Annotated in this window: 17 protein-coding genes; 10 read left to right on the forward strand and 7 right to left on the reverse strand. The window is 66.7% G+C overall.

The window, feature by feature from the left end:
- The first annotated feature begins 54 nt into the window (after nucleotides 1-54).
- The 5 genes from AB0M74_RS09840 to AB0M74_RS09860 all read left to right on the forward strand — a co-directional run bounded on the left by AB0M74_RS09840 (nucleotide 55) and on the right by AB0M74_RS09860 (nucleotide 5,073).
- Complete coding sequence (locus AB0M74_RS09840) at nucleotides 55-771, forward strand: response regulator transcription factor (protein WP_364904100.1); 717 nt, start codon at nucleotides 55-57, stop codon at nucleotides 769-771.
- 10 nt (nucleotides 772-781) lie between these two features.
- Nucleotides 782-2,194 (forward strand): HAMP domain-containing sensor histidine kinase, encoded by a 1,413-nt coding sequence (locus AB0M74_RS09845; RefSeq protein WP_364904103.1) that lies wholly within the window; start codon nucleotides 782-784, stop codon nucleotides 2,192-2,194.
- A gap of 377 nt (nucleotides 2,195-2,571) precedes the next feature.
- A complete protein-coding gene (locus AB0M74_RS09850) occupies nucleotides 2,572-3,741 on the forward strand; it encodes a hypothetical protein (RefSeq protein ID WP_364904106.1) in 1,170 nt (389 codons plus the stop codon).
- Between the two features lie 217 nt (nucleotides 3,742-3,958).
- Entirely contained in the window at nucleotides 3,959-4,219 is a 261-nt protein-coding gene (locus AB0M74_RS09855; protein ID WP_364904109.1) for a hypothetical protein, read from the forward strand.
- Nucleotides 4,207-5,073, forward strand: coding sequence for an alpha/beta hydrolase (locus AB0M74_RS09860; protein ID WP_364904112.1), 867 nt, complete (start codon nucleotides 4,207-4,209; stop codon nucleotides 5,071-5,073). Before AB0M74_RS09855 ends, AB0M74_RS09860 begins: the two co-directional genes overlap by 13 nt.
- Before the next feature lie 560 nt (nucleotides 5,074-5,633).
- On the opposite strand, the gene AB0M74_RS09865 is transcribed toward AB0M74_RS09860, so the two are convergent.
- The 6 genes from AB0M74_RS09865 to pdxH all read right to left on the reverse strand — a co-directional run bounded on the left by AB0M74_RS09865 (nucleotide 5,634) and on the right by pdxH (nucleotide 11,863).
- A complete protein-coding gene (locus AB0M74_RS09865) occupies nucleotides 5,634-6,119 on the reverse strand; it encodes a hypothetical protein (RefSeq protein ID WP_364904115.1) in 486 nt (161 codons plus the stop codon).
- 623 nt (nucleotides 6,120-6,742) lie between these two features.
- Entirely contained in the window at nucleotides 6,743-7,213 is a 471-nt protein-coding gene (locus AB0M74_RS09870) for a DIP1984 family protein (protein ID WP_364904169.1), read from the reverse strand.
- A 728-nt stretch (nucleotides 7,214-7,941) separates the two neighbouring features.
- Nucleotides 7,942-8,301 (reverse strand): FKBP-type peptidyl-prolyl cis-trans isomerase, encoded by a 360-nt coding sequence (locus tag AB0M74_RS09875; protein WP_364904117.1) that lies wholly within the window; start codon nucleotides 8,299-8,301, stop codon nucleotides 7,942-7,944.
- A gap of 40 nt (nucleotides 8,302-8,341) precedes the next feature.
- The gene (locus AB0M74_RS09880; RefSeq protein ID WP_364904120.1) at nucleotides 8,342-9,646 is read right to left on the reverse strand and encodes a citrate synthase; all 1,305 of its coding nucleotides are present in this window, start codon (nucleotides 9,644-9,646) and stop codon (nucleotides 8,342-8,344) included.
- A gap of 202 nt (nucleotides 9,647-9,848) precedes the next feature.
- The gene (locus AB0M74_RS09885) at nucleotides 9,849-11,150 is read right to left on the reverse strand and encodes an MFS transporter (RefSeq protein WP_364904122.1); all 1,302 of its coding nucleotides are present in this window, start codon (nucleotides 11,148-11,150) and stop codon (nucleotides 9,849-9,851) included.
- A 56-nt stretch (nucleotides 11,151-11,206) separates the two neighbouring features.
- Nucleotides 11,207-11,863, reverse strand: a complete 657-nt coding sequence (gene pdxH, locus AB0M74_RS09890) for a pyridoxamine 5'-phosphate oxidase (RefSeq protein WP_364904171.1) — start codon at nucleotides 11,861-11,863, stop codon at nucleotides 11,207-11,209.
- A 246-nt stretch (nucleotides 11,864-12,109) separates the two neighbouring features.
- On the opposite strand from pdxH, the gene AB0M74_RS09895 reads away from it, so the two are divergent.
- The 4 genes from AB0M74_RS09895 to AB0M74_RS09910 all read left to right on the forward strand — a co-directional run bounded on the left by AB0M74_RS09895 (nucleotide 12,110) and on the right by AB0M74_RS09910 (nucleotide 18,749).
- Nucleotides 12,110-13,258: a citrate synthase 2 gene (locus tag AB0M74_RS09895; protein ID WP_364904125.1), complete on the forward strand. Its 1,149-nt coding sequence runs from the start codon at nucleotides 12,110-12,112 to the stop codon at nucleotides 13,256-13,258.
- A gap of 566 nt (nucleotides 13,259-13,824) precedes the next feature.
- Entirely contained in the window at nucleotides 13,825-13,953 is a 129-nt protein-coding gene (locus AB0M74_RS09900) for a hypothetical protein (protein ID WP_364904128.1), read from the forward strand.
- A 180-nt stretch (nucleotides 13,954-14,133) separates the two neighbouring features.
- Nucleotides 14,134-18,156: an ATP-binding protein gene (locus AB0M74_RS09905; RefSeq protein WP_364904129.1), complete on the forward strand. Its 4,023-nt coding sequence runs from the start codon at nucleotides 14,134-14,136 to the stop codon at nucleotides 18,154-18,156.
- Entirely contained in the window at nucleotides 18,153-18,749 is a 597-nt protein-coding gene (locus tag AB0M74_RS09910) for an ATP/GTP-binding protein (RefSeq protein WP_364904132.1), read from the forward strand. Before AB0M74_RS09905 ends, AB0M74_RS09910 begins: the two co-directional genes overlap by 4 nt.
- A gap of 99 nt (nucleotides 18,750-18,848) precedes the next feature.
- Here AB0M74_RS09910 and AB0M74_RS09915 read toward each other — a convergent pair whose 3' ends face one another.
- Complete coding sequence (locus tag AB0M74_RS09915) at nucleotides 18,849-19,493, reverse strand: hypothetical protein (protein ID WP_364904135.1); 645 nt, start codon at nucleotides 19,491-19,493, stop codon at nucleotides 18,849-18,851.
- 64 nt (nucleotides 19,494-19,557) lie between these two features.
- Here AB0M74_RS09915 and serC point away from each other — a divergent pair, with 64 nt between their 5' ends.
- Nucleotides 19,558-20,682 carry a phosphoserine transaminase gene (serC, locus tag AB0M74_RS09920; RefSeq protein ID WP_364904138.1) on the forward strand — a complete coding sequence of 375 codons (1,125 nt, stop codon included), beginning with the start codon at nucleotides 19,558-19,560 and terminating at the stop codon, nucleotides 20,680-20,682.
- Nucleotides 20,683-21,331 lie beyond the last annotated feature (649 nt).

The following is a 21,331-nucleotide window of genomic DNA, read 5'->3' on the forward strand; positions in this document are numbered from 1 at the left end:
CCTAGCGGCACCTGCTGGTATGGCCTCGATGTGCGGACCGCACGGAAGGGCACAATGAACGACGTGACAAGCGAGCGTACGACCCCGACCGTCCTTGTTGTCGACGACGACGAGGACGTGCTCGCCTCGGTCGAGCGCGGGCTGCGGCTGTCCGGTTTCCAGGTGCTTGTCGCCAGGGACGGCGCCGCAGCGCTGCGCAGCGTGACAGAGCACGCACCGGACGCGATCGTGCTGGACATGAACATGCCGGTGCTGGACGGCGCTGGTGTGGTGACCGCACTGCGCGCCCTCGGCAACGAAGTGCCCATCTGCGTGCTCAGTGCGCGCGCCTCGGTTGACGACCGGATCTCGGGGCTGGAATCCGGCGCCGACGACTACCTGATCAAACCGTTCGTGCTCGCGGAGTTGGCGGCGCGGATCCGGGCGCTGCTGCGCCGTCGCGCCGACGTGACCGCATCGGCCACGCCCGGCGCGGTCTCGGTCGGACCGCTCGAGGTGGATGTCGCCGGTTATCGTGCGCTGCTGCACGGTAAAGAAATCGAGCTGACCAAAAGGGAATTCGAGCTGCTGTCCACGCTGGCACGCAATGCGGGCGTGGTGCTGAGCCGCGAGCGGCTGCTGGAATTGGTGTGGGGCTACGACTTCGCGGCCGACACCAATGTGGTCGATGTCTTCGTCGGCTATCTGCGACGCAAGCTCGAGGTGGGCGATACACCCCGGCTGCTGCATACGATCCGCGGTGTCGGGTTCGTGCTGCGAGCGCCCAAATGAATTCGAGCACATGATGACCGACTCATCGCCCGTAGCGCCGGATACCTCGCCGATCACACTGCCTGCGCCGACGAAAAGGCGTTGCCGCCGGTCATTTTCGCTGCGCACCAGGGTGGCCGGAGCCGCGGCGGCAGGCGCGGTGATCATCGTGTCCATACTGAGCCTGATCAGCGTGCGCGCGATCGAACGCAACAATGTGGCGCAGATCGATCAGCAGATCACCATCGTCTCGCACATAGTGCTGCTCAAGCCGGAGCTGGCCGCCGGATTCGTCACCATTTCCGGGCTGGACACCAACCTGGCGGTCACCGTCCGTGACAATGGCGTGATCACGGCCAGCGGCCCGACTCAATTACCTGATCTGACAACAGGTTTCCGCACTGTCATCGCGAGCGGCGTTCGCTATCGGATGCTCACCACAACCGAGAACCAACCACCGGGCCGCACGGTCGCACTCGGCATCCCCGCCGCCGAAGCGGCCCGGGCAACCGCCGAGCAGAAGCGGTGGGTCCTTGCGGGCGCGGCGCTGGCCATCGCCGCCGCCGCCGCGCTCGGTTGGTTGCTCGCCGGACGCGCGGTGCGGCCGATCACCGATCTCACCCGCCAGGTCGGCGCCCGCAGCGGCAGGCCGGATCCCGACAATCCGCAATCACCGGTGGACGGCTCAGGTGTGCGTGAAGCCGAGGAACTCGCCGAGGCGGTGAACACCATGCTGCACCGCGTGGACCAGGCGCAGGACGAGACCGCCGCCGCGCTGGAGACCGCACGTGATTTCGCCGCCGTGTCCGCCCACGAACTGCGCACCCCCCTCACGGCGATGCGCACCGATCTCGAGGTGCTGCGCACCCTCGACCTCGATGAAGCCCAGCGCACCGAAATCCTCACCGATCTCGCGCGCAGCCAGGGCCGGGTGGAAACCACCCTCGCCGCGCTCGAGCGCCTGGCCACCGGCGATCTCACCAACGAACGTGACCATGTCGCCACCGATGTCGGCGACCTGTGCGACCAAGCCGCACACGATGCCATGCGGCATTTCCCCAGCCTGACCGTGCGCATCGACACCGATGCCGAACTGGTGACCCGCGGCCTGCCCGCCGGGCTGCGCCTCGCGGTCGACAACGCGCTGAAGAACTCGGTGACACACGGCGGCGCCACCGAGGCGCTGGTGTCCGCGCATCGCGCACCGGACGGGCACATCGTGATCTCCGTCGACGACGACGGCCGCGGCATCCCGGTGGACGAGCGCTCGGCGGTGTTCGACCGTTTCTTCCGAGGCAGCCAAGCCACCAAAGGCGGTTCCGGCCTCGGCCTCGCCTTGGTCGCCCAACAGGCCCAATTGCACGGCGGGCAAGCCTATTTCGACAACGGCACGCTCGGTGGTATCCGCCTGGTCCTGCACCTGCCCAACCGCACCGTGCACTGAGCCGTTTCGATCACCATCGCACCGGCGACCTGCTGTGCGGGTTTCCGAGGGCCGGTTGTGCGGCTTCGGCGGGTCGCCGAGCCATGCAACCGACAGCGGCTTGTGGGTCATCTCGGATCCTGCGGGCCGGGCGGGCGGCACCCCGGCGGATCAGACCGGTTCGACCATGTGTGGCCCGAGGACCGGGCGAGCCCGCCGACCCTGGACCCGGATCGAGCGTCGCATCCGCCGGGCTGCAGGACGACGACGCGAGCAGCCGCGAGGGCAGCACCCGCCGCGGAGACGGTCTTGTCGTGGACATCGAACGCGTCGTCCTTACCGAATCCTCAGAGAAGTCCTATTCGATGCGCCAATCGGGAGTCATAGGGTCTGCTGGTGTGATCGGAAAACGCGCCCGCTGGGCACTGCTCGCCGTCGGGATTGTTGCAGCGGGCGCGATCGGGAGCGGCATCACGGCTTGCTCGCGCTCCCGCGACGCGCCGACCGGTATCGCCTTGATCAACGCAGACACCGGGCCGACCGGCGCACGCGTCATGCAGGCGCTGGCGCAGACGGGCGATTACGAATGGACCGCGGCCGAGCCCGGAGCGGCGGATCTCGACGACTACGCCGCAGTGATCACACTGCCCGCCGATCTCACCACGTCGATGGGCACGCTGGCCGGCGACAAGCCCCAGCGGGCCAAGGTCACCGTGGCGACGCATAAAGGTGCGGACTCGCAGTTGGTGAACGGTGCGGTGAACGAGGTGACGCATCGGATCGGCGCGGCAGGCGTCGATGCCGCACTGTCGGCCGTCGCCCAAGCGCGCACCCAGCTCTCGTCGGTGCAATTGACCACCCAGCTGCTCAATGCCGGAGTAAACGCGGCAGCCGCAGGCGCGGACCAATTCAGCTCGGGGGCAGATCAGTTGCTCGGTTTCCTGACCTTCGCCAAAGAAGGCTCCGCACAATTGACTTCGGCGATCGCGATGCTGAATTCAACCGTCGATGGCGCGGCGGCGCAAGCGGATCAGCTCGCCGCGGCATTGGATTCGACCGGCCTCACCATCGCCCAGGTCGAGCAGACCGCGAACACTGTGAACGGCGGCCTCGATCAGATCCTCCCACTGCTGCACGCGCTGCCCTTCGCCGGCGATCCCCGACTGGCCGATATCATCGGGAAACTCGAAGCCCTGCGCAGCGTTTCCAGCCAAGCTGGATCTCAGTTGACCGGTCTCGGCAGCCTGGTGGGCGGCGCGGTCGATCCGAACACCGATCTCGGCACCCTGCTGCGCACCGTTGTCGCCCGATTGCACAGCGCGAGTGCCCAATTGAACGAAGGCGCCAAACTGGCCGAGGGCCTCCCACAGCTGGCCGAACAGGGCGGCGCCCAATTGACCAGCGCTATCAGTCAAATGACCGCAGGCGTCACCGGCCTCCAGCAGATCGTCACCAACCTCGGCACCCAAACCGACAAGGCCATGGCCGCACTCCCCCAGCGCAGCACCAGCCAGCAGGCCGCGCTCGCCCTGGCACTCACCGATCCGGTCGAAATCGTCCACGAGTGACCTCGGGCCCTCCTCGGTGCCCGTGAACGAACTGCTCACGGGGCAAGGGGCTTGCCGGATGGGCCAAATAGGGCGGGAACTGCCCGACAGCAACAGAACTTCGCCTACTGCCCGATCTTCGACAACTACCGTCCCTGATTCCACACAACGGACGTGACGGGCGTGGTGACTCCTCCCGGAGGCGGTGACGACGATCTGGCCCGGCAGCGATGTTGCGATGAGCGTGAAGCTGATCCAGCCGATCGCCATAGAACTCGGACGGAAGTTCGCCATCCGCGAGGGCAGCCGAACAGTACGCGCAGGCCAAACCACCAAGATCATCAACCAGCCACAGAGCGAGGCCGCCACACCGGCCCGCCGATACAGCCGACACTCTGCGTTCCATGCGGGTCGCTACAGACAGACCGATGAATTTCGATGCCCCGGTTCGTCTGCACGAATAACCAACAAGAAGGAGCGACCACCGTGGCCGAGCTGAAGACCTACACTCTCGCAACCCCCGGCGCCGAAATCGCCTACGACGTACGCCAAGCCGAGCAGGCCGGCGACGAGCCGATCCTGATGATGATCGGCTCGCCCATGGACGCCAGTGGATTCGTCAGCCTGGCTGCCCGATTCCCCGACCGCACGGTCGTCACCTACGACCCGCGGGGCACTGCCCGCAGCGAAAAGACCGACCCCACCAGCGAATCCAACCCCGACCTGCATGCCGAGGATCTGCACCGCGTCATCGACGCCCTCGGCGGCGGCCCGATCGATCTCTTCGCCAGCAGCGGCGGCGCGGTCAATGCCCTCGCCCTGGTCGCCAAGCATCCCGAACAGGTCCGCACCCTCGTAGCCCACGAACCACCCGCCGTCCGCTACCTCCCCGACAGTGAGCAGGCAATGGCGGCGACCGCTCATATCCACCAGACCTACCGCAGCGATGGCTTCGGCCTCGCGATGGCCAAGTTCCTCACCTTGCTCCAGCTCAAAGGCGAAATCCCCGCCGACTTCCCCACCCACCCGGTCGACCCCGCCATGTTCGGCCTCCCGACCGAGGACGACGGCTCCCGCAACGACCCGCTCGTCGGCCAGAACATCCTCCCGACCACGCACTACGACCACGACTTCGAGACACTCCGCGCTGTCTCCACCCGCATCGTGGTCGCCATCGGTGTGGAATCGGAAGGGGAACTGGCGTATCGGACCGGCGTAGCCGTCGCCGAGCAGCTGGGCTCGACGCCGGTGGATTTCCCCAGCCATCACGGCGGCTTCCTCGGCGGCGAGTTCGGCCAGCAGGGTGACCCGGACGGCTTCGCCACCACGTTGCGTGAAGTGCTGGCGGGATAGGGAATCTACCGGTGCCGGTGGCCGTAGTGATCTGCACTGAAATCAGTGGCACCCGCGGCCAACCTGTTACCTCGGAAGCGAGGCAATACCCGCTCGGCACGCCGGGCGGGTCTGCCGTTTTGTGCCCCTCATGCGACGCCTATTCCGTCACGTACGGTTGCCCCGGATGCGGGCCAGGATGCTCATGTCCCGCTCGGAGACTCGCCGGACCTGCGGTCTCTGCTCTGCTCGCGCCTTGTGGCCGAACCTGCCCACGATCGTGCGTGAGAATGTGGACCGTCTGCTCATCGACGGCGAGAACATCGCAGCGGTCATCGCATTCCGAGACGGCAGCGGAATCTCGCCGGGGATCCGAATGGCGATGGACTTGATTCAGTACCGACACCGAGCACTACAGACTGAGCACAAGCCCTAGTCGATATTCAGCCGCACGCTGCGCGCGAGTTCGATGGCAGTGGCAATCGAGCGTAGTGAAATGGCTGTGCTGGGCCGTGGTTCGGGCCGCCATTTCACTACCGTCGAATCTCTGCAGCGGGGCAGGCAGCGACTGCCGGTGCGGGTCAGGCCACGAGGATGAGTGTTGTGGCGGCGATCGCCAGAATTGCGACAACCTGTGCTGCTGCTGCGCCCAGTAGCAGCTGAGCTTTGAGGGTCGTGCCTGCCCGCAGCGACGCGATTGTCTGGAGGTTGCAGTACGCCGTGACGTATCGGGCGTCCACTTCGCTGTCTGTCCAGTGGTCGGCCAGCATCGCTCGCATCGAATCGGTGGATGTCACCCGATACCGCCAGCTGACTCCAGCGAGAACAGCGAGGACGGCAGACCCGAGCAGGGCGAGCAGCGCCACACACAGAGCGACGAGTACTGCGCCGGTCAGTGTGAAGTCCTTGCCCTTGATGACGGCGACCACGGCAAGTACGAGAGTGACGAGCCCGGTCGCGCTCGTGACGGCTGCCGCCGCACGGGTGTTGAGGACGTCGCGGCGGGAATACTCGCGATCGAGCTGGTCATGGATGAAATCGGCCCACCCGGTGCCCTGCTCGGACACGGCCGCTACCCGTTCCTGAACAGTCTGTTGATGATTCGAGTGAAGAAGCCTGGATTCTCCGACGGCGGTGATGCAGGCCGCGGACCATCGGGCTGCCGCGGCTCCAGCTCAAAGGGCCGCTCCTGCCCATAGAAGCGTTGCCGCTGCAGCTCATAGGGCTGCTGCGGCTCCTGCCCGGAGGGCTGCTGCGGCGCCTGTCCATAGTGCTGCGTTGGCCCGTACGCGTTCGTGAACGTAATCCACTCCGTCGAGGGCGGACCGCCCTCAGCGGCCGACTGCTCCTCGCTCGGGTCATCGGGACCGCTCATCAGTTGATTTTCGCAATATTCGCCAACACTGCACACGGTATTGCCGACAACGATCTCGCAACGCAGTGGTTGCCCGCGTGGGATTCGCCCGTAGCGGTGGAGTACCCCGTACCCGCCCTCGTCGTCGCGGATCTGCACATGGTGGTGTGCTGTGTGCCGTGCCCTGTTACTTGTGCGCGATGCTGGGCTGCGGTGTGAGGAAGGGAATCGAACCCTCGCACTGCCCATCGTGCGCCAAGAAAGGGGCCGTATTACCCGCCGGCCGCTGCGGTTCGTGCACGCCTCCGCGACAACTACCTGCTCCACCTCGCTGCGTCAGTCCAGCAGATCGACCTCCCAATTCGCGCGCTGGATTCGTACATCGAGTTCGCGGAGCTCCTTGGCAAGCTCATCGGCCCGCGCACGCAGCTCCGCAACAGGCAAGGCGGACAACATCTTCAGCTCGGACCGCAACTGACGCGCATAACCCGGCTGCCCCTTACCCGAAGCCGCATCCGCCGCAGCGGTCACCACAGAATGCCGCAGCCGCAACGTATCCCGCCGCGCCAGCGCATCGGTCACCGTGCCGTCGGAGTCGATCTGCGCGGCAGCATTGGTGCGATTGATACGCCGGATCAAACTCTCGTACTCCTCGAGCACCTCGCCGACCTCGGCAAGCAGCCCCGCCGCATCCTCGGCAGGCTCCTCGCCCTCCTGATAGCGGGCGCTGCTCACGATGCGAGCGCGCAGCTGCTCGATCCGCCGCGCCGAATCCGCCCGCAACGACAATGCCTCTGCCAGCTTCAAGACCCCGCCCTTCGATGTCAACCGCAAAGGGTGAAATATAAGCCATCCTCTTGGCCGAGTCACGCAAATTTCAGCAACGCAAATAATCCCGACTGCCTTTGCGGTGAAACGTTTCTCGCAGAGCCCCACAGTCTGCGGCAACGCACGGCGGGGCTGCCTGCTCGACGCAAGTCGACCTGGCGGTTGATCGGACACGAGTGCCGGATTCTGCGTATTCAGAACCGGGCCGACGCCTCGGTGGCCTATCGATGGCCCAGTCGTGAACCAATGCCGCACGCAGCGCCGGGCTCGGCATTTTTCGATGAACCGGACGCCCCGGATCTCGCAGAAGTGCGTGACGCATTCCCGGCCACTACGACCTGTGGGACGCGCTGCGCGATGCCTACCGGGTCGCGCTGCTGAACATCGCCGATCTTCCCGCGTCGGCGACAAGAACATAAGCCGATGTCCGAGGCGGACTGGGTGGGGCTCGATGTCGCCCCCTCTGTGCGAGCGCTACTCGCGACCTTTCACGAGGACACATCCATGAAACGCGAACCGGCCCCGGTGGATAGCCGAGCGATCCTGTACCGATTGGGTGGTTCGACCTGCCTGATCCGCGCAGACGGATGTGCCGTGGACGATGACCAGGAGTGGAACTCACCCATCCACGGCACCCGGGATCGGATACGAACGACTGCGGCCCGTGTCCACCGAAGTGGAACACGGGCCGCAGCAAAAGTTTTCGCTCAGTTGGCGTTCAGCAGGTCGATGACGAAGACCAGCGTCTTACCCGAGAGCTTGTGGCCCGCACCAGCCGGGCCGTAGGCCAGCTCCGGCGGGATGGTGAGCTGACGACGACCGCCGACCTTCATGCCGGGGATGCCGTCCTGCCAGCCCTGAATCAGGCCACGCAGCGGGAAGGTGATGGACTCGCCACGGTTCCAGGACGAGTCGAACTCCTCGCCGGATTCGAATTCGACGCCGACGTAGTGCACCTCGACGTTGCCGCCGGGCTTCGCTTCGGTGCCCTTGCCCTCGATGATGTCCTTGATAACCAGCTCGGTGGGCGCGGGGCCCGCCTGGAACTCGATCTCCGGCTTGGTCATTCGGCTATCCCCTTCGATAGGTAATGGATGGGAAATGTGATCAGCGGTTGGTGATCTCGTGGTAATCGCGCGCACCGTAACCGGTGTAGATCTGACGCGGGCGCCCGATCTTCAGCGGCTCGCTGTGCATTTCGCGCCAGTGCGCGATCCAGCCCGGCAGCCTGCCCATGGCGAACAGCACCGTGAACATCCGGGTCGGGAAGCCCATGGCCTTGTAGATGACGCCGGTGTAGAAGTCGACGTTCGGGTACAGCTGACGGGAAATGAAGTACTCGTCGGTCAGCGCGGCCTCTTCGAGCGCCTTCGCGATGTCGAACAGTTCGTCGTCGCCGTTGAGCTTGCTCAGGATCGAGTCGGCGTGCTTCTTGGCGATCGAGGCGCGCGGGTCATAGTTGCGGTAGACGCGGTGCCCGAAGCCCATGAGCTTCACGCCGTCTTCCTTGTTCTTGACCTTGCGGATGAACTCCTTGACGTCGCCGCCCTGCTCCTTGATGCCGTCGAGCATCTCGAGCACGGCCTGGTTGGCGCCGCCGTGCAGCGGGCCCCACAGCGCGTTGATGCCACCGGAAACCGAGGTGAACAGGTTCGCGTCGGACGAGCCGACCAGACGCACGGTCGAGGTGGAGCAGTTCTGCTCGTGGTCGGCGTGCAGGATCAGCAGCATGTCGAGCGCGGCGGCGATCTCGGGGTCGACCTCGTAGGGCTCGGCCGGGAAACCGAAGGTCATGCGCAGGAAGTTCTCGACCAGGGTCAGCGAGTTGTCCGGGTAGAGGAACGGCTGGCCGACCGACTTCTTGTACGAGTAGGCCGCGATGGTCGGCAACTTCGCCAGTAGTCGGATGGTGGATAGCTCGACCTGTTCGGGATCGCGAGGGTCCAGCGAATCCTGGTAGTAGGCCGACAGCGCGTTCACCGCGGAGGACAGCACCGGCATCGGGTGCGCGTTGCGCGGGAAGCCGTCGAAGAACCGCTTGAGGTCCTCGTGCAGCAGGGTGTGGCGGCGGATCCGATCGGTGAAATCGTCCAGCTGTGCCTGGGTCGGCAACTCGCCGTAGATCAGCAGGTAGCTGACCTCGATGAAGGTCGAGGTGCCCGCGAGCTGCTCGATCGGGTAGCCGCGGTAACGCAGGATGCCCGCTTCGCCGTCGATGTAGGTGATCGCCGACTTGGTCGGCGCGGTGTTCATGAAACCGGGGTCGTAGGTGACGTATCCAGTGCTCGCCAACATTTTGCCGAGGTCGATGCCGTCATTGCCTTCTTTGGCTTCGGCAACCGTCATGGCGTAATCGCCACCCGGGTAGCTCAGCACCGGCTTGGCGTCGTTGATGTGGTCTTTTTCGGGCACGGAAGGATCCCTCTCAGGCTAGGACCGTCGGCATCGGGGTGCGTCGGCACGGCGGTGCTCTCACCTAGACGCTAGTCGTTGCTCGCACTGCCCGGGAACGAGGGTGCCCACCGAGCGAGCTCACAAACGCGTTCTCCGCGCGTGAGGTTTCGACACTCGTACCGACGAGTAGCTCGGCCACACCCGCCACCGCGCGCGGCGTTCACTCGTTGCGCTCACTCACCGCAGGTACCGGCTCTGAGTGCGACCTGCTCACGCGATAACGGACGAAGGCGGGGAAGGCGAGCGCGGCGAGCACTACGCCGACGACGACCAGCACGCCACCGCCCGCAGCCGCGACCGCGGTACCCAGGCTCGCGGCAGCAAAACCGTGGGCAACATCACCGATGCGCGGACCGCCCGCGACGATAACGATGAACACGCCCTGCAACCTGCCCCGCATCTCGTCGGTAGCCACGGTCTGCAGCATCGTCACCCGCAGCGCGGCGGAGATCATGTCGACCGCACCACCGAAGGCCGAGCAGCCCAGCACGATCCACAGGCCGAGCCCGAGGCCCAGACCGTGCCCGGTAAGGCCGATGGCCAGGCCGAACCCGACCATCGCGAGTCCCCACAGTGCGATGCAGATCACTACCGCGAGGCCCTGTCGCCGGATACGCGGGATCCAGCCGGAGAAGACCCCACCCAGCACCGCGCCGACCGACATCGACGCGAACAGCAAGCCGAGCGCGACACCACCGGTCGCCGGGTCACCGAAAGTCTCCTGCGCGATCTGTGGGAACAGTGCGCGCGGCATGCCGAACACCATCGCGATCACATCCACCGCGAACGAAGCGAGCAGGATGCGCTGCGTCGCCAGATAGGCGAAACCGTCCAGGACCGTGCGGAATCCGGCTTTGGTCGCGGTTCCGGTCGGCGGGAACGCGGGCAGCTTCCACACCGCCCACACCGTCGCGAGCAGGGCGACCGCATCGATCAGATACAGCGTGGACAGCCCGACCACCGGGATCAGCGCGCCCGCGAGGACCGGCCCCGCAATGGCACCGACCTGCTGGACGGTCATGCTCAGCGAGTTGGCCGCGGCGAGTTGTTCCGGCGGTAGCAGCCGAGGAATGGTCGCGCTGCGGGTCGGCTGGTTCACCGCGAAGCATGCCTGCTGCGTGGCGAAAAGGCCGAGCACCACCCACACGTTGTTCAGTCCGGCGGCGGCTTGACCCCAGAAGGCCAGCGCGGTCACTCCGGTGCCCGCATTGGTGATGAGCAGCAGCTTGCGCCGATCCATCACGTCGGCCAGCGCGCCGCCCCACAGTCCGAACACGATCAACGGCACCAGGCCGAACAGCCCGGCCAGACCGACATAGCCCGAGCTACCGGTGATCTGATAGATCTGCTGCGGCACGGCGACCACCGCCAACTGCGATCCGATGACGGTGACGACGTTGGTCGACCACAATCGCCGGAAGTCCGGATAGCGCAGCGGGGTCGTGTCGGCGAGCAGCTTCACCGGCGAGAGCGTATCGAGTCGAACCCGGCAGGCTCGACGCGATATTGATCACTTGTTCACGGTTGCAGGCGTTGCACCTGCATCCCGTCGCCGCCGATGCGGACCCGGATCCGGTTGTGCAGCCTGCTGCGCCTGCCCTGCCAGAACTCCACCTCGTCGGGCCGCAGCAGATAGCCACCCCAGTGCGGCGGCACCGGAATGTCGTCGACCTCGGCGAAGCGGGCCGTGGTCTCGGCGAGAATCCGATCGAGCTCGGCCCGCGATCGGATCGGCCGCGACTGCTGCGAGGCCCACGCGCCGAGCTGGGAGTCCCGCGGCCGGGAGCGCCAGTAGACGGCAATCGTCTCGGCGGGCACCAATTCGACCGTGCCACGCACGTGCACTTGCCTGCCGAGCGCAGGCCAGACGAAGGTGGCCGCCGCGAACGGGTCCGCGGCGAGCTGGATGCCCTTGGCCGAGTCGTAGTTCGTATAGAAGGTCACGCCGTCGGGCGACAGACCCTTGCACAGCACCGTTCGCGCGACCGGCCGCGGACCGGCATCGGTCAACGCCACGGTGGCGAGCACCATCGCGTTGGGTTCGGCGATACCGACGGCGGTGGCCTGTTCGATCCAGTGGCGCAGCAGCGGTTCCCAGCCGCCTGCCAACCAGGTTTCGTCCAGATCGGTGTCTTCACCACTGCCGAACGGGGTGCCGACGTACTCGACACGCATCGCCGCCAGGTCGGTGGCTGCCCGCAACACAGCCGGATCCGTCGACGTTCGTGCCACCGCGGCAGCCGTGGTGACGAAGTCTTCAGCCGTTTGCCGGCCGGCAGATGAATTGTCCAGGTCACGCATGGGCCAGACGTTACTCCGCGGTAGCAAGGAGCTAAGGTTTTCGTGATCGGCATGTGCTGGGTGAACCACATCCCTTTTCTCCCGCGAGCATGCGACCCGATGTGCAAGGAGAGTCACAACATGACTACCAGCCCTGCGGCTCCCGGTGGGCAGGCCACCGTACCGAGCGACTTCGTCAGCGGCCTCGAGGGTGTGGTGGCATTCACCACCGATATCGCGGAGCCGGACAAGGACGGCGGCGCGCTGCGCTACCGCGGCGTCGACATCGAGGACCTGGTACTCGGACGGGTGACCTTCGGGGACGTGTGGGCACTACTCGTCGACGGCGAGTTCGGCCGCAGCTTGCCGCCCGCCGAGCCGTTCCCGCTGCCGGTGCACACCGGCGATGTACGCGTCGACGTACAGGCAGGCCTCGCTATGCTGGCGCCGATCTGGGGCTACGAGCCGCTGCTGGACATCGACGACGAGACCGCGCGCGAGAACCTGGCCCGCGCCTCGGTGATGGCGCTGTCCTACGTGGCGCAGTCCGCACGCGGCATCTATCAGCCCGCGGTACCGCAGCGCAAGATCGACGAGTGCCACACCGTCACCGAGCGGTTCATGACTCGCTGGAAGGGGGACCCGGACCCGAAGCACACCGAGGCCATCGACGCCTACTGGGTCTCCGCCGCCGAGCACGGCATGAACGCCTCCACCTTCACCGCGCGGGTGATCGCCTCCACCGGAGCCGATGTCGCCGCGTCGTTGTCCGGCGCGATCGGCGCGATGTCGGGCCCGCTGCACGGCGGTGCGCCCGCGCGCGTGCTGCCGATGATCGAGGCGGTCGAAAAGACCGGTGACGCACGCGCTCTGGTCAAGGGCATCCTGGACCGCAAAGAAAAGCTGATGGGCTTCGGCCACCGGGTCTACCGGGCCGAGGACCCGCGCGCCCGCGTGCTGCGCGCCACCGCCAAGCGTCTTGCCGCCCCGCGCTACGAGGTGGCTGCCGCGTTGGAGCAGGCCGCGCTCGCCGAGCTGCGAGAGCGTCGCCCGGACCGCGCCATCGAGACCAACGTCGAGTTCTGGGCCGCGGTCATCCTCGACTTCGCCGAGGTGCCCGCGCACATGATGCCCGCCATGTTCACCTGTGGCCGCACCGCGGGCTGGTGTGCACACATTCTCGAGCAGAAACAGCTCGGCAAGCTGGTCCGCCCGGCCGCCATCTACACCGGCCCCGCACCGCGCCGCCCCGAGGACGTCGCGGGCTGGGCCACGGTCTCGCACTCCTGATTCGGTCACGCCTGCTTCCGATTCGAGCGCGGCGGCGCCACGCGTAGTTCGACTGCTCGGTTCGACTGCTGGGTTCGACTGCTCGGTTCGACACGGGTAAATCCGCGAGCCGGACATTGCGGCGAGATTTGTTGCCTGCCATGAGGTTCGGCTCACACAGTCTCCCCGAAGGATGTGCGTCGAGAGGGGTTTCGGGGAAGTCGGTTCGTGAACTGTCGCGGCGGCGGATGTTCGGCAACGGCGTAGCAGCGGTGCCGACTGTGGCCGCCGGAGGTAGCGCCGACAACGCTAATACGCCCACCGCGCAATCGAATACCGCCACGACCACCACCGGTGGGAATGCCGCCTGGCACCGACCAAATCGGTGACCGCCGGACCCAAGCCCCGTCCGTCGCCGCGGTGGCGGCCAGGCCCGCGGGCTCGACCGCAGCCGTGAGCCGGGCGCCATCGCCATCGCCATCGCCATCGACGCTGCTGAGTCTGTTTGTCTCCCCGCTAATCCCTGCGACCGTGTTTCCGCACAAGCGCTGGATCGACGCGAACCCGGTCCCGCCGCGCAGAAGGCGATGAATGCCGCCGCGCCCGGCGCGATTTCACTGGCTCATACGCACCGCCCGAAGTCCCCCACCGCCGCGGGCATCAGCGCCGCGCTTCCCGTCCCGCGGTCGCCGGGCATCACCTTCGTGCACCTCTGACTCCTCACACGGTTCGCACAACGATCCGTCCAAACGTGGGAACTGCGGGCATCCAGCCAGTAAGGTACCGATGCTGACGGACTACGTCCGGCGGTACTGATTGGCGGATCGCGGCTGCTCACCGGACATTTCGCCGAATGGCGATGCGACCGGATCGGTACGATCCGAGCGGAAGGCGGTATGAGGGTGGCGCAGACGGTGATCGCGCGCACTCGGTTGCGGAACCTCGAGCAGTGGCGCGTTCGCTGGAAAGTCACCACGGCCGTTGCCGTTCCACTCGCCGCGGCCATGCTGCTGGGTGGTCTCCGGTTGACGGTGTTCTTCAACGACTACTCCAGCTACACCGATGCGGCCGACCGCATCTCCGACATTCCCGCCATCACCGCACTCGAATCGGCCGCCTCGACCGTCGCGGGCGGGCAGGTCTACGGCACCACCACCGATCAGGACCTGGTCGAACTGTCCACCGCGATCACCGAAGCCACCGTGCGCGCCGGGCGCGACGGGATCGATCCGACGGTCGCCACGGCGTTGCGAGAGATGACCGCCACCAGCGAGGTCATCCGTGCGGGTGGTAAGGGCGGCGGCGGCGATCCGCTCAAAGCCGTGGGCTTGAACAATATGATCGCCCGTGAGGCGGTCGGCACTGTCGACCGGCTGCTCACACCGATTCAGATCCCCTCGGTTGTCATGGGGAAGGTCCAGCTGTTCGATCTGCTGCTCGGCAAGCTGGAGGGCTTCAACTTCCTGATGGTCGCGATGTCGGCGATGCAGGATCCTTCGAAGGTCAACGACTTCAATGCCGCGCAAGGCTCCTTCCGCACGCTGACCGACACCGTCGAACGCGACTTGCCCTCCGCCAAACCCGAACTCGACCGGGTGGTGCGCGCCAACAACGTCATCCTGAAGGCCGCGATCGACGAGGCCATCGAGACGGGCAAGATGGAACTGCCCGACTTGCGCGATCTGGCGCTCGGGTCCCGCGACGTGTACACCAAGCTCGCGAGCGACACCGTCGCGCGCATCTTCGCCGACGTCGACCATGTGGTCGACGCCTCGCGAACCGCGGCAATCAAGGCCTCCGTCGTGGTGCTCGGCACGCTGATCGCGGCGTTGCTGTTCGGTCTGCTCGTCGCCCGGTCACTGCTGCGGCCGCTGCGCCGACTCCGCGCAGGCGCGGCCAAGCTCGCCGATCGCGACCTGCCCGACGAGGTCGAGCGCATCAGCCTCGGCGCCCAACTCGAGCACATCAGGGTCAATCCGGTGCCCGTGCACACCGGTGAGGAAATCGGCGAGATCGCCCGCACGGTCGATCGACTACACGCACAGGCGCTCAAACTCGCTGCCCAGCAACAACAGTTGCGCGACCAGGTCAACGACATGTTCGAAACCATGGCCCGGCGCAACCAGACCCTGGTCGACCGCCAGCTCAGCATGATCGACGCGCTGGAATTCGAGGAGAAGGATCCCGAGCGGCTCGACCAGCTGTTCCGGCTCGATCACCTGGCCGCCCGCATGCGACGCAACAGCGCCAACCTGCTGGTGCTCGCGGGCACCAAATCGCGCCACGACCGGTCCGGGCCGGTGGAGGTGCGCGACATTCTGCGCGCCGCCGGCTCCGAGGTCGAGGACTATCAGCGGGTGAAAACCGGTGCGACACCCGACGGTTGGGTGACGGGCACCGCGGCCACCGATCTGGTGCACCTGATCGCCGAGTTGCTGGAGAATGCGCTGCGCGCATCGCCGCCGGACAGCGAAGTGACCTTCGCCTACAGCAGGACCTCCGAGGGCGGCCTGCTGATCGAGGTCATCGACGCGGGCATCGGCATCGTGCCGAGCGAACTCGACGAGATCAACCGCAGGCTGGCGACCTTGGCAACGGCCACGCTGGCGACGACCAGACAGATGGGTCTGTTCGTGGTCGGCAGACTCGCCGAACGGCACGGCATCACGGTGCGGTTGCGCCGGACCCAGGACCGCGCACTCAATCCCGGCATCACCGCGAGCCTGCACATCCCCGCGCCCCTGATCGCGGTGCCGCCGCACGAGCGCGACACTCCGGCGAGCGGAGCGCAGGTTATCCAGGTCCATCGGGACACACTGCACACCGGCCGCACCCCGGTGCCGCCGGTCGCAGCCAAGCCGCAACCGAACAGCCTGCTCACCGCTCCCGCCGGGCTTCCGAGACCGCAGCCCAGCGGCATCGGCCAGCAACCGCTTACCCCCCGCCCTGCTCCGGAACCACCGGCCGCGACGCCGCGGGCGGCACCGATGCTCACCAGTTACGGTCTGCCCAAACGAGTCCCGGGCGCCAATCGCAGGGGCGCACGCAACCAGGCAGCAAGCCTGCGCACCGCTGCGCTGTCACCGGCGAAACCACACACGGCAGCACCGGCCATCACTGCACCGGTCACACCACCGGTCCCCACGACGCAGTCGACACCGACCCCAGCGGCGTCGACCGCGGCGACACCGACCCCAGCCGCATCGGACACAGCGACTCCGAGCAAGCCGCTGCTCAGCCCGACCGATTCGCACAACGCGAATATGGACACCCAGCAATACCGGGTCTCCCAGACCGCGTCGTTCTTCCGAGCCACACTGGTCAAACCGGGATCGAACACCGACAAGGCAGCAGGCCAGACCCCGCCACCGGTGGAGAAAGCCGCATCGCTGTCCGACAACACGGCAACCCCGACGCCGTCATCGGCGAACAAAGCCGTACCGCAACCCGACACCACCGCAGATCCGACGCCACCGGCGAACAAGACCGCACCACAACCCGACACCACCGCAGGCCCAACACCACCAGCGAACAAGACCGCACCACAACCCGACACCACCGCAGGCCCGACCCCGCCACTTCGCGGGAAAGCCCTACCCCAGTTGGACATGACGGCAGGTCGTAACCCTGCACCGCAGGGAAGGTCCACGCTCACCACGGACCTTGCCGCAACACCGATCTCGTCGGCACTCGCGAAGGCCGCCGACCAAGCAGCAGCATCCGCAACCGCGTCACCTGCGAGCGCACCGTCGACAACCACATCGCCCGAGAACACAGCGTCGGAAACCACACCACCCGAGAACACAGCCACCTACGTGGCGGTCGAGGCTGTCGCGCCATCGACGAGAACCGCGCCACCTGCCCCTTCACAATCGCCGGAACCCACACCTGTCGCCCGCGACGCGGCAGCACCTACCATCGCGTCCATTCCGCAAACCGCTCCCAACGCTGCGCAGACACCGAACACCGCCCGCCCCGTCGGCACCACCCCCACACCCGGCGGTGCGGCAACCTACGCTGCTGTCTCGCCACCGATGAAAACCGCACCGACCCCCGACTCTTCGCACCCTACGAACGCCACACCCCCGGCGGCCCCGATCGCATCGCCGAACACACCCCCCTCGACGAACACCGAACACACAACGCACACGAACATTGCACCCACCGCCCACGAAGCACCGTCCACCTCACCGACCACGCTCACCCCGCTCAGACCCCACCGGACGGCGACGCCTCCTGCTTCACCCCTCGGCACCGCATCCAGCGGCGACCAGGCGGCGACACCGACATTCAACGCAAGCGCCGACCACACAACGACCGCCGTACCACCCAGAAATCCCGATTGGCGACCCCAGCCACCGGCACCGCTGGCGTCACAGGCCGGACTCGTGACCGGGGATGCCGATCGAGCGCGCTCGCCGATTGCTCCGACACCAGCGAGTACCGGCAACACCGAGCACGCACCGAACGCCACCGCTTCCGCGCACCTGACCACCGCGCCGGACAATGCGCCATCGATGGCCCCCGCCACCCCAGCGACACCCGCACCTGCCCCGCCAGAATCAGCGACCCCGATTTTCGCGGGCATGATCTCGGCCTGGCTCGCCGATCCGGAGACCGGCCAGGAGCAGTCGCCGGTGAGTTGGAACTCGGCGGCGGATGAGGGGTGGTCGGCCGCGCAGCGGGCCGCCGACCAGCCGGTCACGCTGCGCACCAGAGCCGGGCTACCACTGCGGGAGCCAGGGAACCACCTGGTGCCGGGTGGTGCAGAGCCGCCGCCGGCGGCTCAGGAACTCGACACCGACAACCGCCCCGATCCCGCAGCGATACGGGACGGCTTGAAGAACTATGACCGTGGAGTACGCGACGGCCGGGCTACTCGTTCGTCGAAACCATTCGCAGCCGAGGACATTCGATGACCGCACCCGAATCCGTAGCCCCCTCCTCCGGAACCCGCGCCGTCTCGGCGAAGATCGTGATCGCAGGCGAGTTCGGTGTCGGCAAGACCACGCTGGTAGGCGCGGTATCCGATATCGTGCCGTTGCGCACCGAGGCGGTGATCACCGATCTGAGCTCCGAGGTGGACGACATCTCGCCGGTTCCCGATAAACACACCACCACGGTGGCAATGGACTTCGGGCGCATCAGCCTGGCCGACGACCTGGTGCTCTATCTGTTCGGCACGCCCGGTCAACACCGCTTCTGGTTCATGTGGGACGACCTCAGCCTCGGTGCGATCGGCGCTATCGTGCTGGTCGATGCCCGCCGCGTGGACGAGAGCTTTTCGGCGGTCGACTACTTCGAGGAGCTCGGCCTGCCCTTCCTCGTCGCCGTCAACGAGTTCGACGGCGGGCCGAAGTTCCCCGAGGCGGCCATCCGCGATGCCCTGTCGGTGCCCGACCATGTCCCGGTCATGATGATCGACGCCCGCAACCGCGAGTCGGCGAAGAACGCGCTCATCGCCGTCACCCGCTACGCGCTCAGCCGCGTCTCCCCCTCAGCCACCGCCTGACAAACCCGGCATTCTCGAACGGGACATGATCGAACGGCTCCGCGAGGTTCGCCGCAACCATGTCCTGTTCGCGGGTGAGCCTCGGACACGGCCGGGGCGTTAGTCCTCGCCGAGCGAGGCGAGCCAGTCGACAGCCACCGAGTCACCACGGTCAACGGTGAAGAAGGCAACCTCGAGATGCTGCCCGAGGTCGACGAGACCGATGGCGGCCAGCGGAACCGGCTGGACCAGACGCACCCGCCACGGCTTCGGCTCGTCCCAAGCATGTAGCTCGAGGTCGAGGCGAAGCACCGGGTCGTCGCGACCGCTGTAGTCGGCCGCGACGGGGGCCGCGGCGAGTACGGTGGCGTCGGCGCGGCGACCGTCGGACAGGATCTTCGAAATGCTCGCCCGCCCGGCCTCCGCGAGATCGGGCACGTACAACACCAGCCGGTCGCGGTCGCCCGGATCGACCCGGCAGCACACGACATCACCAGGCTGCATCCATTCCAGGTCGTCTTCGCGCATGCGCTGGCGCACCCTGGTCTCGTAGGGCGACTCCCCGTCGATCTGCACCCGAACCCAGAACACATGGCCCGGCTCGCTGCGCTGCGGCCGCACCCCCAAGATGGTTGCCGAGCCTCGGGCTCCCCGCATCAGCAACTCCCGCCGCTGCGCATCCGACATCAATCCGGCGCGTAGTCCGAAGTTGCGTGCCCGCCGACCACGCAGTCCCCACCCCGAGTTAGCCGACGCCATGTTCATGGGCGTCAACGTTAGCTGGAGTGTGGTCAGCGACACAGCAATACCACCGTCTACCCTGTGTGCCATGACCACTGCGTTCCCGACGATTCCCGACGATCTCAAGCCTGCCGACGGACGGTTCGGCTGTGGCCCCTCCAAGGTGCGACCGGAGCAGTTGCAGTCCCTGGTCGAGGTGGGCGCCTCGGTGTTCGGAACCAGTCACCGGCAGAAACCGGTCAAGGATGTGGTTGCGCGGGTGCGCAGCGGACTGCGTGAGCTGTTCGCGCTACCCGACGGCTACGAGGTCGTGCTCGGCAACGGTGGCACCACCGCGTTCTGGGACGCGGCCGCGTTCGGCCTGATCCGCGAGCGTTCACTGCACCTGACCAACGGTGAGTTCAGCTCGAAGTTCGCTGCGGTGGCCAAGGGCAACCCCTTCATCGGCGATCCGATCGTGGTCTCGTCGGAGCCCGGCAGCGCGCCGGCGCCGGTGTCGGACCCGTCGGTCGACCTGATCGGCTGGGCCCACAACGAAACCTCCACCGGCGTCGCGATCCCCGTGCAGCGCCCGGCCGGTTCGGAGCACGCCCTCATCGCCATCGACGCCACCTCCGGCGCAGGCGGTCTGCCGGTGAACATCTCCGATTCCGACGTCTACTACTTCGCACCGCAGAAATGCTTCGCCTCCGACGGCGGCCTGTGGGTCGCACTGATGAGCCCTGCCGCACTGGCCCGCGTCGAAGAGATCAAGGGCTCGGGTCGTTGGACCCCCGAGTTCCTTTCGCTGCCGATCGCGATCGACAACAGCACCAAGGACCAGACCTACAACACCCCGGCTCTCGGCACCCTGCTGCTGTTCGCCAACCAGATCGATTGGCTCAACGGCAACGGCGGCCTGGACTGGGCAGTCAAGCGGACCCTGGATTCGTCCTCGCGCCTGTACTCCTGGGCCGAGTCGAGCGAGTTCGCTACGCCGTACGTCACCGATCCGGCACACCGTTCGCAGGTCGTCGGCACCATCGATTTCGCCGACTCGGTCGACGCGGCCGCCGTGGCGAAGGTGCTGCGTGCCAACGGAATCGTCGACACCGAGCCCTACCGCAAGCTCGGCCGCAACCAGCTGCGCGTCGGCATGTTCCCGGCAATCGACCCGGAAGACGTCACCCAATTGACCCGCAGCATCGACTACGTCGTCGAGAAGCTGGCCTAGCACCAGCCACGGAGAGCAGTCCGACCAACGCCGTTCGTGACTGCTCACACCCGTCTCCGAACCACGCATACCAGCGGTCGAGCACTCAACACCCGAGGCCCGGGCACATCCGACAAAGTCGCGACAATCCCCCGGCACTCCCTCGGCACATCGACACCGTCCGAGTGCCGCGATATCCACCACCGAAGCTCGCGCCCCGTCTCGCGTCCGAGCACCCGCAGCGCAGGCAACAAAGTCGCAAGATCCATACCGACGCGCCAACTCGGCACGACGATGTCTTCCGAGCGCAGCAAGATCGAGCACTAGAGTTGCCGGCCCGTCCCTTCACGCCAGCCCCCGGCATCCACCGAAGTCGCAGGCTCGGCTACCAACGCCCCCACTCGGCACAACGACACCTTCCGGGCGCAGCGAGACCCAGCACCAAAGTTGCCGGCGTGTCCACCTCCACACCATCCCCCACCGCATCCACCCAAGTCGCGAGCTCAGCCACCGACGCCCCACTCGGCACGATGATGTCTTCCGAGCGAAGCGAGACCCAGCACCAAAGTTGCCGGCGGCAGTTCGCCTACGCCAGCACAGCAGTAGGAGCGGTAGTAGTGGCCCGAAGGGATCGGTCCGCCGTGGTGACGCAGAGTCCCGTCCTTCTTCA

Source organism: Nocardia sp. NPDC051463 (assembly GCF_040681975.1).
Classification (GTDB): Bacteria; Actinomycetota; Actinomycetes; order Mycobacteriales; family Mycobacteriaceae; genus Nocardia.

What these genes read in the sequence shown, in the direction of transcription:
- AB0M74_RS09840 (WP_364904100.1), top strand. Translation starts at nt 55, where the DNA reads ATGAACGACGTGACAAGCGAGCGTACGACCCCGACCGTCCTTGTTGTC.
- AB0M74_RS09845 (WP_364904103.1), top strand. Translation starts at nt 782, where the DNA reads ATGATGACCGACTCATCGCCCGTAGCGCCGGATACCTCGCCGATCACA.
- AB0M74_RS09855 (WP_364904109.1), top strand. Translation starts at nt 3,959, where the DNA reads ATGAGCGTGAAGCTGATCCAGCCGATCGCCATAGAACTCGGACGGAAG.
- AB0M74_RS09875 (WP_364904117.1), bottom strand. Translation starts at nt 8,301, where the DNA reads ATGACCAAGCCGGAGATCGAGTTCCAGGCGGGCCCCGCGCCCACCGAG.
- pdxH (WP_364904171.1), bottom strand. Translation starts at nt 11,863, where the DNA reads ATGCGTGTCGAGTACGTCGGCACCCCGTTCGGCAGTGGTGAAGACACC.
- AB0M74_RS09895 (WP_364904125.1), top strand. Translation starts at nt 12,110, where the DNA reads ATGACTACCAGCCCTGCGGCTCCCGGTGGGCAGGCCACCGTACCGAGC.
- AB0M74_RS09900 (WP_364904128.1), top strand. Translation starts at nt 13,825, where the DNA reads ATGAATGCCGCCGCGCCCGGCGCGATTTCACTGGCTCATACGCACCGC.
- AB0M74_RS09905 (WP_364904129.1), top strand. Translation starts at nt 14,134, where the DNA reads ATGAGGGTGGCGCAGACGGTGATCGCGCGCACTCGGTTGCGGAACCTC.
- AB0M74_RS09910 (WP_364904132.1), top strand. Translation starts at nt 18,153, where the DNA reads ATGACCGCACCCGAATCCGTAGCCCCCTCCTCCGGAACCCGCGCCGTC.
- AB0M74_RS09915 (WP_364904135.1), bottom strand. Translation starts at nt 19,493, where the DNA reads ATGAACATGGCGTCGGCTAACTCGGGGTGGGGACTGCGTGGTCGGCGG.
- serC (WP_364904138.1), top strand. Translation starts at nt 19,558, where the DNA reads ATGACCACTGCGTTCCCGACGATTCCCGACGATCTCAAGCCTGCCGAC.